This window comes from Sinomicrobium endophyticum (assembly GCF_052983315.1).
In genome coordinates, this window is the sequence record NZ_JBRKIS010000025.1 from 48,419 (window position 1) to 62,521 (window position 14,103).

12 protein-coding genes are annotated in these 14,103 nt (G+C 44.7%); 7 read left to right on the top strand and 5 right to left on the bottom strand.

The window, feature by feature from the left end:
• Positions 1 to 70: 70 nt before the first annotated feature.
• The 4 genes from ACVBDU_RS08875 to ACVBDU_RS08890 all read right to left on the bottom strand — a co-directional run bounded on the left by ACVBDU_RS08875 (position 71) and on the right by ACVBDU_RS08890 (position 6,551).
• Positions 71 to 595, bottom strand: coding sequence for a DUF3341 domain-containing protein (locus tag ACVBDU_RS08875; protein WP_447179391.1), 525 nt, complete (start codon positions 593 to 595; stop codon positions 71 to 73).
• Positions 588 to 1,979, bottom strand: a complete 1,392-nt coding sequence (gene nrfD / locus ACVBDU_RS08880; protein ID WP_447179392.1) for an NrfD/PsrC family molybdoenzyme membrane anchor subunit — start codon at positions 1,977 to 1,979, stop codon at positions 588 to 590. Before nrfD ends, ACVBDU_RS08875 begins: the two co-directional genes overlap by 8 nt.
• 104 nt (positions 1,980 to 2,083) lie before the next feature.
• Positions 2,084 to 5,206 carry a TAT-variant-translocated molybdopterin oxidoreductase gene (locus tag ACVBDU_RS08885; RefSeq protein WP_447179393.1) on the bottom strand — a complete coding sequence of 1,041 codons (3,123 nt, stop codon included), beginning with the start codon at positions 5,204 to 5,206 and terminating at the stop codon, positions 2,084 to 2,086.
• Positions 5,207 to 5,270: 64 nt separating this feature from the next.
• Positions 5,271 to 6,551 (bottom strand): c-type cytochrome, encoded by a 1,281-nt coding sequence (locus tag ACVBDU_RS08890; RefSeq protein WP_447179394.1) that lies wholly within the window; start codon positions 6,549 to 6,551, stop codon positions 5,271 to 5,273.
• Between the two features lie 221 nt (positions 6,552 to 6,772).
• Here ACVBDU_RS08890 and ACVBDU_RS08895 point away from each other — a divergent pair, with 221 nt between their 5' ends.
• The 7 genes from ACVBDU_RS08895 (at position 6,773) to ACVBDU_RS08925 (ending at position 11,072) form a co-directional block, all read left to right on the top strand.
• Entirely contained in the window at positions 6,773 to 7,153 is a 381-nt protein-coding gene (locus ACVBDU_RS08895; RefSeq protein WP_447179395.1) for an SPOR domain-containing protein, read from the top strand.
• Between the two features lie 57 nt (positions 7,154 to 7,210).
• Positions 7,211 to 7,891, top strand: a complete 681-nt coding sequence (locus ACVBDU_RS08900; RefSeq protein WP_447179396.1) for a Crp/Fnr family transcriptional regulator — start codon at positions 7,211 to 7,213, stop codon at positions 7,889 to 7,891.
• A 97-nt stretch (positions 7,892 to 7,988) separates the two neighbouring features.
• Positions 7,989 to 8,453: a YHS domain-containing (seleno)protein gene (locus ACVBDU_RS08905; RefSeq protein ID WP_447179397.1), complete on the top strand. Its 465-nt coding sequence runs from the start codon at positions 7,989 to 7,991 to the stop codon at positions 8,451 to 8,453.
• Complete coding sequence (locus ACVBDU_RS08910) at positions 8,450 to 8,827, top strand: DoxX family protein (RefSeq protein ID WP_447179398.1); 378 nt, start codon at positions 8,450 to 8,452, stop codon at positions 8,825 to 8,827. The genes ACVBDU_RS08905 and ACVBDU_RS08910 overlap by 4 nt, the downstream gene beginning before the upstream one ends.
• 12 nt (positions 8,828 to 8,839) lie before the next feature.
• Positions 8,840 to 9,331, top strand: coding sequence for a DinB family protein (locus ACVBDU_RS08915; protein WP_447179399.1), 492 nt, complete (start codon positions 8,840 to 8,842; stop codon positions 9,329 to 9,331).
• Positions 9,319 to 10,023, top strand: coding sequence for an NRDE family protein (locus tag ACVBDU_RS08920; RefSeq protein ID WP_447179400.1), 705 nt, complete (start codon positions 9,319 to 9,321; stop codon positions 10,021 to 10,023). The genes ACVBDU_RS08915 and ACVBDU_RS08920 overlap by 13 nt, the downstream gene beginning before the upstream one ends.
• Positions 10,020 to 11,072 (top strand): ATP-grasp domain-containing protein, encoded by a 1,053-nt coding sequence (locus tag ACVBDU_RS08925; RefSeq protein ID WP_447179401.1) that lies wholly within the window; start codon positions 10,020 to 10,022, stop codon positions 11,070 to 11,072. The genes ACVBDU_RS08920 and ACVBDU_RS08925 overlap by 4 nt, the downstream gene beginning before the upstream one ends.
• Before the next feature lie 106 nt (positions 11,073 to 11,178).
• On the opposite strand, the gene infB is transcribed toward ACVBDU_RS08925, so the two are convergent.
• On the bottom strand, positions 11,179 to 14,082 hold the full coding sequence (gene infB, locus ACVBDU_RS08930; RefSeq protein WP_447179402.1) for a translation initiation factor IF-2: 2,904 nt from the start codon (positions 14,080 to 14,082) through the stop codon (positions 11,179 to 11,181).
• Positions 14,083 to 14,103 lie beyond the last annotated feature (21 nt).

A 14,103-nucleotide genomic window follows, 5' to 3' on the forward strand; every position in this document is an offset into this window, starting at 1 on the left:
AGTATTTACGTTGTTAGGTTACCGGGATAATGAGCTATATCTTACAAACTCAACAACCGGACTCCTCTATCTAATGCTTTTCTGAAACTTTTACTTCCACCGCCCCTGTTTCCTGTAAAAACACAGACAGCTCATCTTCATTACCACTTATCGCAACCTCCATCAAAAAGTGATCGTCCGTCGTTCTCACATCGGGGTTCTCCGCTTTTTTAAAGGGCCACAATTTACTTCTCAGGTAAAAAGTGATTACCATAAGGTGTGCCGCAAAGAATACCGTCAATTCGAACATGATCGGCACAAATGCGGGCATATTGTCCAGGAAAGAAAAACTGGGCTTACCGCCTATGTTCTGCGGCCAGTCTTCTATCATTATATAGTTCATCATGGCAACAGCTACACATAACCCGATACATCCGTAAATAAAAGATGCGATCGCAATCCTGGTAGGAGCCAATCCCATAGCCTTGTCCAGGCCATGAACGGGAAATGGCGTATATATTTCCTCAATGTGGTGATGGGCAGCCTTCACCTTTTTTACCGCGGCCAATAATACATCGTCATCGGTATAAATAGCTTGTATTACTTTATTACTCATGATCGCCGTCTCTTAATTTTTTATAGTTTTCACCAGATGATTTCATTATAGTCTTCACTTCTGCCTGTGCTATTACAGGGAAAGTCCTGGAGTAAAGCAAAAACAGAACAAAGAAAAATCCTATGGTTCCCACGAAAATACCGATATCGATAAATGTAGGTGAGAACATCGTCCAGGACGAAGGAAGGTAATCCCTGTGAAGCGAAGTAACAATAATCACAAACCGCTCAAACCACATTCCTATGTTCACCACAATAGAGATAATAAAAGAGAACATAATACTTGTTCTGAGCTTTTTAAACCACATGAACTGCGGAGAGAACACATTACAGGTCATCATACACCAGTATGCCCAGGCGTAAGGACCCGTTGCCCTATTGAGGAATGCATATTGTTCATATTCCACTCCGGAATACCAGGCGATAAAGAGCTCGGTGATATAAGCACATCCAACGATAGACCCGGTGATCATAATAACGATATTCATCAATTCTATATGCTGCAGGGTAATATAATCTTCCAGGCTAACGACCTTTCTCATGATAATAAGAAGGGTATTTACCATGGCAAACCCGGAGAATACCGCTCCCGCAACGAAGTAAGGCGGGAAGATAGTCGTGTGCCAGCCGGGGATGACCGAAGTTGCAAAGTCAAAAGATACTATAGTGTGTACGGAAAGTACCAGCGGTGTTGCCAGACCGGCAAGTACCAGAGATACTTCTTCGAACCGCTGCCAGTCTTTTGCCCTTCCGCTCCATCCGAAGCTGAGCAGACTGTATATTTTTTTCTGGAAAGGTTTTACCGCCCTGTCCCTGATCATCGCAAAATCCGGAAGGAGGCCTGTCCACCAGAACACCAGCGATACAGACAGGTACGTAGATATTGCAAATACGTCCCAAAGCAGGGGAGAGTTGAAGTTCACCCAAAGCGAACCGAACTGGTTTGGTATCGGCACCACCCAGTATCCGAGCCACGGGCGCCCCATGTGTATCAGGGGGAACAATCCGGCCTGTACCACAGAGAAAATAGTCATGGCCTCCGCAGAACGGTTAATGGCCATTCTCCATTTTTGGCGGAATAGTAATAACACGGCAGAAATCAGTGTTCCTGCGTGACCGATACCAACCCACCAAACGAAGTTAGTAATATCCCAGGCCCAACCTACGGTTTTATTCAGTCCCCAAGAGCCTATTCCTGTTGAAATGGTATAAATTATACACCCTATTCCCCAAAGAAACGCTACCAGGGCAATGGAGAAAACAATCCACCATTGCTTGTTTGCCTTGCCCTCTACAGGCCTGGCTACATCTACCGAAACATCGTGATAGCTCTTATCTCCGATTACCAGGGGTTTACGTATAGGTGCTTCGTAATGCGACGCCATCTTATAATTTTAATATTTATTACTCTTTTAACTTATCGTTATATTGTCTGTCACCTAATATCCCCGGAACTTTTCATTCCACTTGCAGTGCAGACAATACGGATCTACGCTTCCTCCGTATTTCTCACTTTTACGTGATAGAACACATTAGGCTTGGTCCCCACATGTTCCAACAGGTGATACATCCTGTCGCTCTTTTTAAGAGCAAACACTTCGTCTTCTTCATTATTTATATCTCCGAACACCATCGCACCGCTTCCGCAGGCAGCAGAACAAGCAGTCTGGAATTCATCCTTACGTACTTTTCTACCATCTCTTTTGGCATCGAGAATAGTTTTCTGCGTCATTTGAATACACATGGAACATTTCTCCATAACCCCTCTGGAACGAACCACCACATCCGGATTGAGAACCATTTTCCCTATATCATCGTTCATGTGGTAATCAAACTCATCATTGTTATTGTAGAGGAACCAATTGAAACGACGTACTTTATACGGACAGTTGTTCGCACAGTAACGCGTACCTACACAACGGTTATATGCCATGTGATTCTGTCCCTGACGACCATGAGAGGTAGCAGCTACAGGACATACGGTTTCACAAGGAGCGTGGTTACAGTGCTGGCACATTACAGGCTGAAATGCAACCTGTGGGTTTTCGGAAGCTTTTTCCATTTCACCGAAAGTGGTCAGTGAATCCCCCAGACCGGAAATAGATTCTACCACTTCGTTATCTCCTTCAAAGCTCTCTTCGGAAGAGTAATATCTGTCTATACGTAACCAGTGCATATCCCTGGACCTTCTCACTTCAGATTTACCTACTACCGGCACGTTATTTTCCGCATGACATGCAATCACACAGGCCCCGCAACCGGTACAGGCATTCAGATCAATGGAAAGATTGAAGTGGTGCCCGATGGAAGTATCAAATTCAGCCCACAGATCAACACTGGTCGCTTCCACTTCATTGTGGTTCAAAGATACTTTCGGGGTTACATTCCACTCTTTAGCATCTTTGGTATTAAATATTTCTAGTGTAGTTTCCTTTACGATATCACCACGTCCCATCAGGGTATTGTGGAGTTGCACACAAGCAAACTCATGTTCTCCGGCTACTTTTTCAATACTTACCTGCTGAACCGACTTAAATCCGTCGTACAACATATAAGCATTAACCCCGGTCTGCATCTCGGTTTTCACACCTTCTTTCTTCCCATAACCGAAAGAAAGTCCGACAGAACCTTTGGCTTGCCCAGGCTGGATTAATACGGGGACCCTGTCCAGGGCAACACCGTTAACCGTTACCTTGACATAACTTCCGTTAAGCCCGCCGTTTGCCACGTGTCTGTTAACCAGACCAAGAGCCTCGGCATCCGCTTTGGAAACCGTGAGATAGTTATCCCAGGAAACCCTGGTAATAGGGTCCGGGAATTCCTGCAACCACGGGTTATTGGCTTGCTGGCCATCTCCCATACCTGTTTTCGCATACAGCATAAGCTCCAATCCGCCGGAAGAAACAGAAGCGAGCTTCCTCGCCATTCCCGCTGCATTACCAACCGGGACAGCTTCCGGAACTCCCTCATTTCCAACCTCCTGAGCACTGTCATTTTCCGTTACAGCATCCACTACCAAAGGTGCAGAAGCTACAAAAATTCCATCGTGAAGCGCTTTACTCCAGGAACCTCCTCCTAAAACGGAAGTACTCCAGAAATCTTTAATATAATCATAATACGTTTTATCGCTACCAATCCATTTCAGCAATGCATCCTGAAACTGTCTCGTGTCAAATAAAGGACGAATAGTAGGCTGCATAAGACTGTAATGTCCTTGCTTTATTTCCGCATCTCCCCAGGATTCCAGGTAGTGCGGTGCAGCCGCAATATATTGTGAAGCTATGGCCGTTTCGTCTTCTTTCATAGAAAAGGTAACGGACAAGCCTATATTTTTCAACGCTTCGGTAAATTCAGCCGAACCTGGCAGTGTATACCCAGGGTTCACTCCACTCATAATAAGCGCACCCACTCTTCCGGACTTCATATCCGCAACCAGCTTGCTTACTTTTTGGGCATTACCCTGGCGCAACAATCGGGGAGCCTTAACGTCAAATGCAGCGCTTTGCAGCATTTCGTTGATAGCAAGCACCAATCCCTGTGCGTCCACATCATCAATCCCGGTAACCACTACGGCTTTTCTGCCGGCTTTTCGCAATTGAGAGGCAGCATTTTTAACCGCCACATCCGCACGCTCCGGAAGTTCTCCGGAAACAGAAGAGCCACTCAGGTAACCATATAATTTAGCCAGAGCTACTTTTTGCTGTGAAGGCGTTACAGCAACTCTTTTATCCGCATTGGCCCCGGAAAGCGACATATTACTCTCAAACTGAATATGACGGGACATTTTCCCGTTAGAAGGCACTCTTCTCTTCGCATATCCACTATCAAAGCCTCCTCCGTGCCAGTCTCCAAGGATATCCGCTCCAAAAGAAACTATCACATCCGCCTTAGAAAAATCATAATCCGGAAGGGCTCTTTTACCATATTTTTTCTGAAAAGCATCTAAAGCAGTATCTTCGGAAATGGCATCGTACTGAACATGCTCGACATTTCCGAATTTCTCCGCGAATTCCGCAATTAACCGGGTCGTCGAAGGACTGGCAAAGGTCTGTGTCAGCAATACTATAGATTTGCCACCGGCCTTAGTTGCATTCAGTTTAGCCACAACTTCAGAATCCAGGTCGTCCCAGGTTATATAATTACCTCCGGACTTAGGCCCCTGCACCCTCTTGCTGTCATAAAGAGATAAAACAGAAGCATTCACTCTTGCATTCGGACAGTTATTAACTACAGCTTCGCTATTGGCTTCAATTTTTATCGGCCGTCCTTCTCTCGTCTTAACAAGTACACTTGCAAAATCATATCCGTCCGCTATAGTAGTAGCGTAATAATTGGCCACTCCCGGTCGGATCTGCTCCGGTTGCACCACATAAGGAATAGCTTTTTTAACTGGGCCTTCACATGCAGCCAACGTAACGGCAGCCGTACTAAAACCTACATATTTAAGAAAGTCTCTCCGGGACGTTGAAGACGCTTCCAGGTTCTCTTTGTCCCCTAAAAACTCATCTACCGGAATCTCCTCAACAAACTCATTCTGTTTAAGTGTCTTTACGATAGAATTGCTCGGATCCAATTCCTCGACACTTTTCCAGTATTTTTTGTTTGACGCCATGTTTTATATAAAATTAGCTCTTTTTAACAATGGAGACGCACATGAATGCGCCTTTATTTTTTTACTAATAGTGACATTTACCGCACTCCAACGCTCCCATCTGTGCAGCGGTAAGTTTTTCTACTCCGTACTTCTTAGATAATTCCTCGTGTATCTTTTCGTAATATTCGTTACCCTCCATCTTAACGTCGGTCTTTCTGTGACAATCCACACACCAACCCATAGTAAGCGGAGAAAACTGTCTTACCACTTCCATTTCCTCAACAGGACCGTGACATTCCTGGCAAGCCACACCGGCAACAGTTACGTGCTGCGAGTGATTGAAGTATGCGAAATCCGGAAGATTGTGAATCCTAACCCACTTTACAGGCTTGGTCTCACCGGTGTAAGCCTGGTTCTCAACATCCCAGCCTACAGCAGCATACAATTTTTCGATCTCCCCATCATAAAACTCTTTGGAATGTTCTGCAGTAGCCGTTTCCGGCGCTACCTCCATTATATTCTTATGACAATTCATACACACATTCAGGGACGGTACTCCGGAAGTCTTGGAAACCCTCGCAGAAGAGTGGCAGAACTTACAATCTATCTCATTATCCCCGGCATGGATTCTGTGTGAGAAATGTATCGGCTGCACCGGCTCATATCCCTGATCCACACCCACCTGCATCATATATCCGTAAACAAAATAAGCAGAGACCAAAAGCAATACGATCACAGAAACAAACACCAGGAACTGGTTTTTCACAAAAGCCATCCACAACGGAAGCCTTTTCGCTTTCTCTTCAGGCAATTCTATACCTTTTGCTTCCGCTATACGCATCAGCGTCCTGTTCACCAGGACCAGCATTATGGCAAGCATAGCAAAAACCAGCACCAGCGCCCCCAGCACAACTTCATTCGGTATCCCCGAAGAATCCGCAGCAACAGCCTGTCCAGCACCAGCGGCACCTCCCGCAACAGCAGAAACCGGCGGGTTTTCGGTATATGCAAGAATATCATCTATATCCTGCTCGGACAATTGCGGAAAAATATTCATGGCTGCACCATTGAACTCCTCGTAAATAGCGATAGCCTCCGCATCGCCGGACTTCCGCAAAGCCACATTGTTCTTTATCCATTTGTGCAACCAATCCCTGTCACGCTTATCCGTAATACCAGCAAGAGCCGGCCCTGTCATCTTTTGGTCCAGCTTATGACAGGCTGCACAATTGGAATTGAATAACTGCTTCCCTCTGTCAGGGTCACCTTCTTGTCCAAAAAGAGTTGTGGAAAACGCCAGCAGAATCGCCAGACTAATACTTAGAATTCCTGAAACAGAATTGCGGTGTATCACCTCTTTCATATCAATATTATGTGTTATCGCTCCTTAATTTGGCATGGTTTTTTCGTCTGATAACAACAGAAAAAACACAGGTTCTTAAAATCCGTGCACAAAAATACGATATAGACTTCATTTGGGAAATGTTGGCAAAGCGTTAATAATTAATTTATAACAATTCTAAATAAATTTTAACGTTATGATTTCAAGCTAAAAAATTACTTTTGCACAAAACAGTATTCATTATGAGATTTTTAAGCATTCACAGTGGTTTACCCCTTTTATTTTTCCTACTTCTCGCCATTACCGGCACGTACGCACAGGAAGGAAAAATTAACATCCGGCAAGATGTTAAAGTTGAAAAACTCCTCACCGCCAAAACAGAGTTAAACAAAGACGACAGTGCCTCCGACAGATACCGTATTCAGATATACAACGGCTCCCTGGAGGGTGCTACCAAAGAAAAGGCCAAATTCCAAAACGCCTTTAGTTTTAACTGTGATATTACTTTCAAAACGCCGACATACCGGGTTTACGTTGGTAAATTTCGCACAAAACTGGAAGCGGACAGGTATTTAATAGATGTTAAAAAGCAATACCCCAGTGCTTTTATTATAACTCCGTAAACAATCGGGGCCCTTGATTGCCCCGGTACCAGAAGATCATTTCTTCACCGAATTCTTATGTATGAAGAATTAAAATACTGGCATTTAAAGGACCACCGGCTTTTTCGCGCACTAAACTTCAGGCAGATCCGGCAACTGTGCGTCATTACAAACTTTAAAAAAGCTCATAAAGGAGATATCCTCTATTTTTCCGATTCCGATACTCCGCGTATTTATTTTCTGAAAAAAGGAAACATAAAAATTGTGGAGACCGATCAAGACGGTAACGAAACCATTAAGGAAATCTTAAGAAAAGGGGACCTGTTCGGCGAGCTGAGCCTGGAATCGGACGGACCTTTAACCACAGAATATGCCCAGGCCCTTACCAATGACATTATTGTTTGCAGTTTTTTGCTTTCCGACTTCGAAAACCTGTTGTTAAAATATCCGAACCTGGCGCTTTCCTATACCAAGTTCGTAGGCCTGAAAATGAAACGTCTGAAAAACAACTACACCAACCTTGTTTTTAAAGATGCCAAAAGCAGGCTTTCCGTCTTTTTAAGGGAATGGTGTGAACAGGAAGGGGTTTACGAAGGCAACCAGGTGACCCTCCGGAATTACCTGACCCAACACGATATCGCACAAATCATCTGCACGACCAGGCAAACTGTCACACAACTGCTCAATGACCTGAGAGAAAAAGAACTTCTCGTCTATAACCGAAAAGAAATTATCATACCCGACATTTCACGGATATAACCCTGCTACTTACCACACTTTTTTTTATCCAATTGCAAGACAGCCGACATTTTACCATAACGGGACCACATAACTTTGCCGAATAAAAGAACCCTTTATGAGAACTATTATATTACTTGCGCTGCTCGTCCCCGGCATCTTTTACGCCCAGGGAACGGCAAAGTACCGCAATATTGCCAACGGCGTTGCCATTCACGGATATGACCCGGTAGCATATTTCGAACAAGGTAAAGCCATTGAAGGTAAAAAAGAATTCCGGGCAACTGTGAATGGCACCGTCTATTATTGTTCATCCGCCAAAAACCGGGAGTCTCTTCTTGAAAATCCGGATAACTATCTTCCTCAATACGGAGGATGGTGTGCTTTTGCCATGGGAGATTATGGAAAAAAGGTGGATGTCAACCCCAAAACATTCAAGATCACCAATGGCAAATTATACCTGTTTTATAACAGTTTCCCTACAAACACCTTGAAAAGCTGGAACAGGAACGAAGCACATCTCAAGCAAAACGCAGATCAAAACTGGAAAAAAATAACCACTTTTAAAAACCCGGGAAAATGAAAAAAGTCATTCTCGATTGGGGTATCCGTGCGATACCGGCAATCATTTTATTACAAACCCTGTTTTACAAGTTCACAGGAGCTCCCGAATCTGTCCATATCTTTTCAACACTCGGGGCGGAACCTTATGGCCGTATCGGACTGGGAGTGGTCGAACTCCTTGTAGCTATCCTTTTACTCATACCTAAAACCGCCGTCTACGGAGCCATTGCCTGTCTCCTCATTATGGCTGGCGCCATAACCTCACATTTATTTATGCTGGGAATCGAAGTGTCTAATGACGGTGGCGCCCTCTTTTCCCTCGCTTGTGTCACATTCGTTTTCAGCAGCTTGTTTTTAATTATACGCAAAAAAACCCTAAATTACCCTTCGTAAACGCTTTTCAATATGCTTTTCGATTCCTTAAAATCAACTCTTGACGAACTGACTATCCTGGCGGAGCAACTTACCCGGGCAGAGTACAATGCCCCGTGCCAGGAGCTCAACGGAGCCACCATAGGACAGCATTATCGTCATATTATTGAATTTTTCCTTTGCCTTATTCACAACTATGATACCGGAAAAGTAAACTATGACAGCAGGCAGCGGGACCCCCATATAGAAACAGAAATCCCTGTAGCCCTGGAGCATATTAAAAGTATCGGAAGTTTGATGAAGAAATCGGACAGACCATTGCTCCTGGAACAGACTTTTAACGGGCTTCACATACATATACAAAGCAATTATCTCCGGGAACTGCTCTATAATCTTGAGCATACTATTCACCATCAGGCCCTGATACGCGTAGCTGTCCTGAAATTGAACAGGATATGTGTAAGCAATACCTTCGGAATAGCCCCTTCGACTATCGAATATCGTAAAAAACAATGTGCACAGTAAGTTTTGTAAATACCGGAGCGCAGGTGATCCTGACATCCAACAGAGACGAAAGCACGGTAAGACCTATTGCCTTTCCACCTGAAATTCACATCATCAACCACAAAAAAGTCGTATTCCCAAAGGACAGTCTTTACGGGGGAAGCTGGTTTGCAACAGATACAAACGGAACAACAGCCATATTACTCAATGGCGCCAGGGAAAAACACATTCCAAAAGGTAATTACAGAAAAAGCAGGGGATTGATTTTACTGGAGATCATAGGCGCAGATTCACCGGTAAAACACTGGACTACGATAAACCTGCACAACATAGAACCTTTTACTATTCTGCTGTTTTCAACTCCCGATCTGTTTCTCCTGCGTTGGGACGGTACCGCAAAAGAGACCATCGCATTGGAAGCGGAAAAACTGCATATACTGTCTTCTTCCACCCTGTACACAAAAGCGAAACAACAGCAGCGTGAGCAATGGTTTCACCGCTTTACAACACAACATGAAGAACTCACCCCGGAAAAATTGCGTGATTTTCATCAATACACGGAAAAAGACGATAAAGAAACGGGACTGGTAATCAACCGGGGAAATCTGCTCAGAACCCTCAGCATCACCCAGAGTGTTATCGGAAAAGACAGCACCTGCATGCATTACCTGCAACTCTATCCGGAAAAAGAATTTTTAAGCGTTCGATTATGACTCTCCGGAATTTAAAATTATCCGTACATAAAATCACCCATTGGGAATACTGGCCTTTTCAGGTTATCTATGCCCCGATCAGTATTCTTTGGTTGTATTATGCCATACGCTCCGGGTCGCTTTTCTTTTTTAACACCGTAAACCCATCTATCCGAAACGGTGGTTTTGTCATGGGGTCCAAACGCAATATATACAGCCTGATCCCCCAACAATTCTATGCAAAAACCGCATTTGTAGCAGAAAACACCCCGGACTCAGACCTGGATAAAATCCGGAAAAACCGGGGACTGAATTACCCCCTTATCGCAAAACCGGATATCGGGCTTCGGGGAAATGCGGTAAAAAAAATACATTCCGAAACAGAGTTGCAAGCTTACAACAGGCAGGCAGGTTTTGATTATCTTATCCAGGAGTTTATTACCCTTCCCAGGGAGATCGGTGTTTTTTATATAAGGCTCCCCGGAGAAAAGAAAGGGCGGATTACGGGAATCGTCTCCAAGGAATTACTTACGGTCACCGGAGATGGCATATCCACCATCAAAACCCTGCTTCAGCAAACACCCAGGCATCAACTTCAACTAAAAGCCATTACCAAAGAATACGGCGACCTGCTGGACCACATTTTACCAAAGGACGAAAAGCGAATACTGGTACCTTACGGCAATCATGCCAGGGGAGCCATGTTTACGGATTGCAGTCATATAGTGAACGATGCTATCTGCGAGGTCATAGACAACATGTGTACACAAATACAGGGATTTTATTACGGAAGACTGGATCTTATGTTCAACTCCGTCGAAGAACTGGAAAAGGGAAAGAACTTTATGGTTGTGGAACTCAACGGGGCCATGAGCGAACCCACGCATATTTACGATCCCGGCCATTCGCTCGTATTTGCCTGGAAGGAACTGGCCCGGCATATTACATACATGTATAAAATCAGTAAAATGAACCACCAGGCACAGGGCATACCGTATCTTACCTACAGGAAAGGGGTCCGGGAATTACATGCACATTTTATCCAGAACAGGAAAATAGCCGGTTTTTAAACCTGCCCTTTATTCAGGAATGTTTTTTACAGTAATTTCCGGGATTAAAAACAAAAACGCCCTGATCTTTTCCGGAACAGGGCGTTTTTTATATTATGAGAAAATTTTACTTCAACTTCTTCTTCACTTCCACTTCCCGGAACGCTTCTATGATATCTCCTTCTTTGATGTCGTTGTAGTTCTTCACTTGCATACCGCAGTCATAACCTTTGGACACTTCTTTCATATCATCTTTAAATCGTTTCAGGGAAGAAAGTTCACCTGTAAAAATAACCACACCGTCACGTATCAGGCGGATACTGGAGCTCCTGTATATCTTACCATCGGTAACCATACACCCGGCAATAGTTCCTACCTTGGATATCTTGAAGGTTTCTCTTATCTCGGCCGTACCGGTTATCTCTTCTTTCATTTCCGGAGACAACATGCCTTCCATCGCATCTTTCAGATCGTTGATAGCATCGTAAATAATAGAATATGTACGGATGTCTATTTCTTCTTTGTCTGCTATGGAACGGGCATTACCCATAGGCCTTACATTAAATCCTATGATGATGGCATCGGAAGCCGAAGCCAACAATACGTCGGATTCTGTAATCGGGCCAACGGCTTTGTGGATGATATTGATCTGTATCTCATCCGTAGTGAGTTTCTGGAAGGAGTCCGTCAGGGCTTCTACCGAACCGTCCACATCCCCTTTCAGGATAATGTTCAGTTCCTTAAAGTCTCCAAGCGCTATACGGCGACCAATCTCATCGAGGGTGATATGCCTTTGTGTACGTACGGACTGCTCTCTTTGCAACTGGGTACGTTTGGCAGCAATCTGCTTGGCTTCTTTTTCATCGTCAAACACATGGAATTTATCTCCCGCCTGCGGCGCTCCGTCGAGACCCAGAATGGATATCGGCGTTGAAGGTCCAGCCTCTTTGATCAGGTTCCCCCTTTCATCGTGCATAGCCTTCACTTTACCACTGTGTTTTCCGGCCAGTACATAATCTCCTACGCGGAGTGTTCCTCCCTGCACCAGGATAGTGGCTATATATCCCCGTCCTTTATCCAGGAATGCTTCTACTACGGTTCCGCCAGCCGTTTTATCCGGATTGGCTTTTAATTCCAGTATTTCTGCCTCCAACAGCACTTTTTCCAATAACTCGGTTATCCCGAGCCCTGTCTTAGCGGAAATATCCTGTGATTGTATTTTTCCACCCCAGTCTTCTACCAACAGGTTCATGGAAGCCAGTCGTTCTTTTATCTTATCCGGATTAGCCGTAGGCTTATCCACTTTGTTTATGGCAAAAATTATGGGCACCCCTGCTGCCTGGGCGTGACTGATAGCCTCTTTGGTTTGTGGCATCACATCGTCATCCGCTGCGATCACTATAATCGCAAGATCGGTTACCTGTGCTCCCCTGGCACGCATCGCGGTAAACGCTTCGTGACCCGGAGTATCCAGGAAGGTGATTTTTTGTCCGTCCGGAAGGCTTACTCCATAGGCTCCGATATGCTGTGTAATACCACCGCTTTCCCCGGCTATAACATTCTCTTCACGGACATAATCCAGCAACGATGTTTTACCGTGGTCTACGTGCCCCATCACCGTAACGATAGGCGCTCTAGCTTTCAGGTCCTCTACATTATCTTCCTGCTCTACAATAGACTCTTCTATATCGGCAGTTACAAACTCTACTTCATATCCGAATTCTTCCGCTACGATAGAAAGGGTTTCCGCATCCAGACGCTGGTTCATGGTAACCATTATACCAAGTGACATACATGCCGAAATAATTTTGGTCGTAGGAACGTTCATCATGGTTGCTACTTCGGCTACGGTAACAAACTCCGTAACTTTGAGCACCTTACTGTCCAGTTCCTGCTGTGCTATATCCTCTTCCGATTTCTGACGGTGGAAATCCCGTTTCTCTCTTCGGTATTTGGCTCCTTTGGACTTACTGGATTTCCCCTGTAATTTTTCCAGGGTTTCCCGCACTTGCTTCTGCACTTCTTCGTCCGTAGGCTCTACTTTGCTTACTGCCGGTTTAGTACCCGGCCTTACTCCTTTTTTACGGAAATTGCTTCCTCCCGGTTTACTACCCGGAGTAAAGTTTCCACCCGGACTATCCTTACTTATTCTTTTGCGTTTCCGCTTTCTGTCCTTATTATTGGCATTGTTGTTATTCCCTGGCTTAGCATCTCCGTCCTGGGCAGCCGGTTTCTTTTTCTTAGGCTTCTCAAATTGGGTCAGGTCTATCTTCTCTCCGGTCATTTTAGGGCCGGAAAGTTTTTGATACTTGGTTTTAAGCGTTTCGCTTTCTACCTCTTCGTCCTGTACAATGACTTTCTGGGTCTGGGCCGGGGCCTGTTCCTGTTCTTTTTCTTCTTTTGGTTCCGGCTTTTCTTTTTCCACCGCTTTTTCCTGTTTTACTTCCTTTTCTTTTTCGGAAACTACAGGGGGTTGCTGCTCTTTTTCTACTTTACCGGTATCTTCCGGAGCAATTTTTTCTACAGTTTCTTTCTTCTCGTCTGGTGTGACGGTTTCTTCTGCCTTACTCTCCGTGATTTCGGGAGCTTCAGGTGCATTACCGGTAGTTTCTGCCGGGGGAGTAGCGGTTTCGTTCACCTCCGGCGTTTCTTCGGTAGTATTTTCTTCGGCCTTCTTGGGATCCAGATCTATCTTTCCTACGGTCTTCGGCCCGGACAGGTTGGCTTTCGCCTTAATGACCTCCTGTTGTTCCTGGGCTTTTCGTTTCATCTCCTGCTCCCGTTCGAGTTCCTGGCGTATAGCTTCCTTTTCTTTTCTCTTTTCTTCTCCTACCTCTTTGGATGCTACTTTTTTACTTTTATCCGTCTGAAACTCTTCCAAAAGAACCTGGTACACCTCGTTGGATATCTTTGTAGTGGGTCTGGCCTCCACATCATATCCTCTGGACGACAAGTGTTCCACTGCCCTGTCCAATGAAATGTTCAGTTCTCTCAGCACTTTATTAAGCCTCAATGTTGCGTTTTCAGCCATAAATATTTTTTTAATCCTCTA

Excerpts from the sequence above, each read along its gene's own strand:
- ACVBDU_RS08875 (WP_447179391.1), bottom strand. The coding sequence starts at position 595 with ATGAGTAATAAAGTAATACAAGCTATTTATACCGATGACGATGTATTA.
- nrfD (WP_447179392.1), bottom strand. The coding sequence starts at position 1,979 with ATGGCGTCGCATTACGAAGCACCTATACGTAAACCCCTGGTAATCGGA.
- ACVBDU_RS08885 (WP_447179393.1), bottom strand. The coding sequence starts at position 5,206 with ATGGCGTCAAACAAAAAATACTGGAAAAGTGTCGAGGAATTGGATCCG.
- ACVBDU_RS08890 (WP_447179394.1), bottom strand. The coding sequence starts at position 6,551 with ATGAAAGAGGTGATACACCGCAATTCTGTTTCAGGAATTCTAAGTATT.
- ACVBDU_RS08895 (WP_447179395.1), top strand. The coding sequence starts at position 6,773 with ATGAGATTTTTAAGCATTCACAGTGGTTTACCCCTTTTATTTTTCCTA.
- ACVBDU_RS08900 (WP_447179396.1), top strand. The coding sequence starts at position 7,211 with ATGTATGAAGAATTAAAATACTGGCATTTAAAGGACCACCGGCTTTTT.
- ACVBDU_RS08905 (WP_447179397.1), top strand. The coding sequence starts at position 7,989 with ATGAGAACTATTATATTACTTGCGCTGCTCGTCCCCGGCATCTTTTAC.
- ACVBDU_RS08910 (WP_447179398.1), top strand. The coding sequence starts at position 8,450 with ATGAAAAAAGTCATTCTCGATTGGGGTATCCGTGCGATACCGGCAATC.
- ACVBDU_RS08915 (WP_447179399.1), top strand. The coding sequence starts at position 8,840 with ATGCTTTTCGATTCCTTAAAATCAACTCTTGACGAACTGACTATCCTG.
- ACVBDU_RS08920 (WP_447179400.1), top strand. The coding sequence starts at position 9,319 with ATGTGCACAGTAAGTTTTGTAAATACCGGAGCGCAGGTGATCCTGACA.
- ACVBDU_RS08925 (WP_447179401.1), top strand. The coding sequence starts at position 10,020 with ATGACTCTCCGGAATTTAAAATTATCCGTACATAAAATCACCCATTGG.
- infB (WP_447179402.1), bottom strand. The coding sequence starts at position 14,082 with ATGGCTGAAAACGCAACATTGAGGCTTAATAAAGTGCTGAGAGAACTG.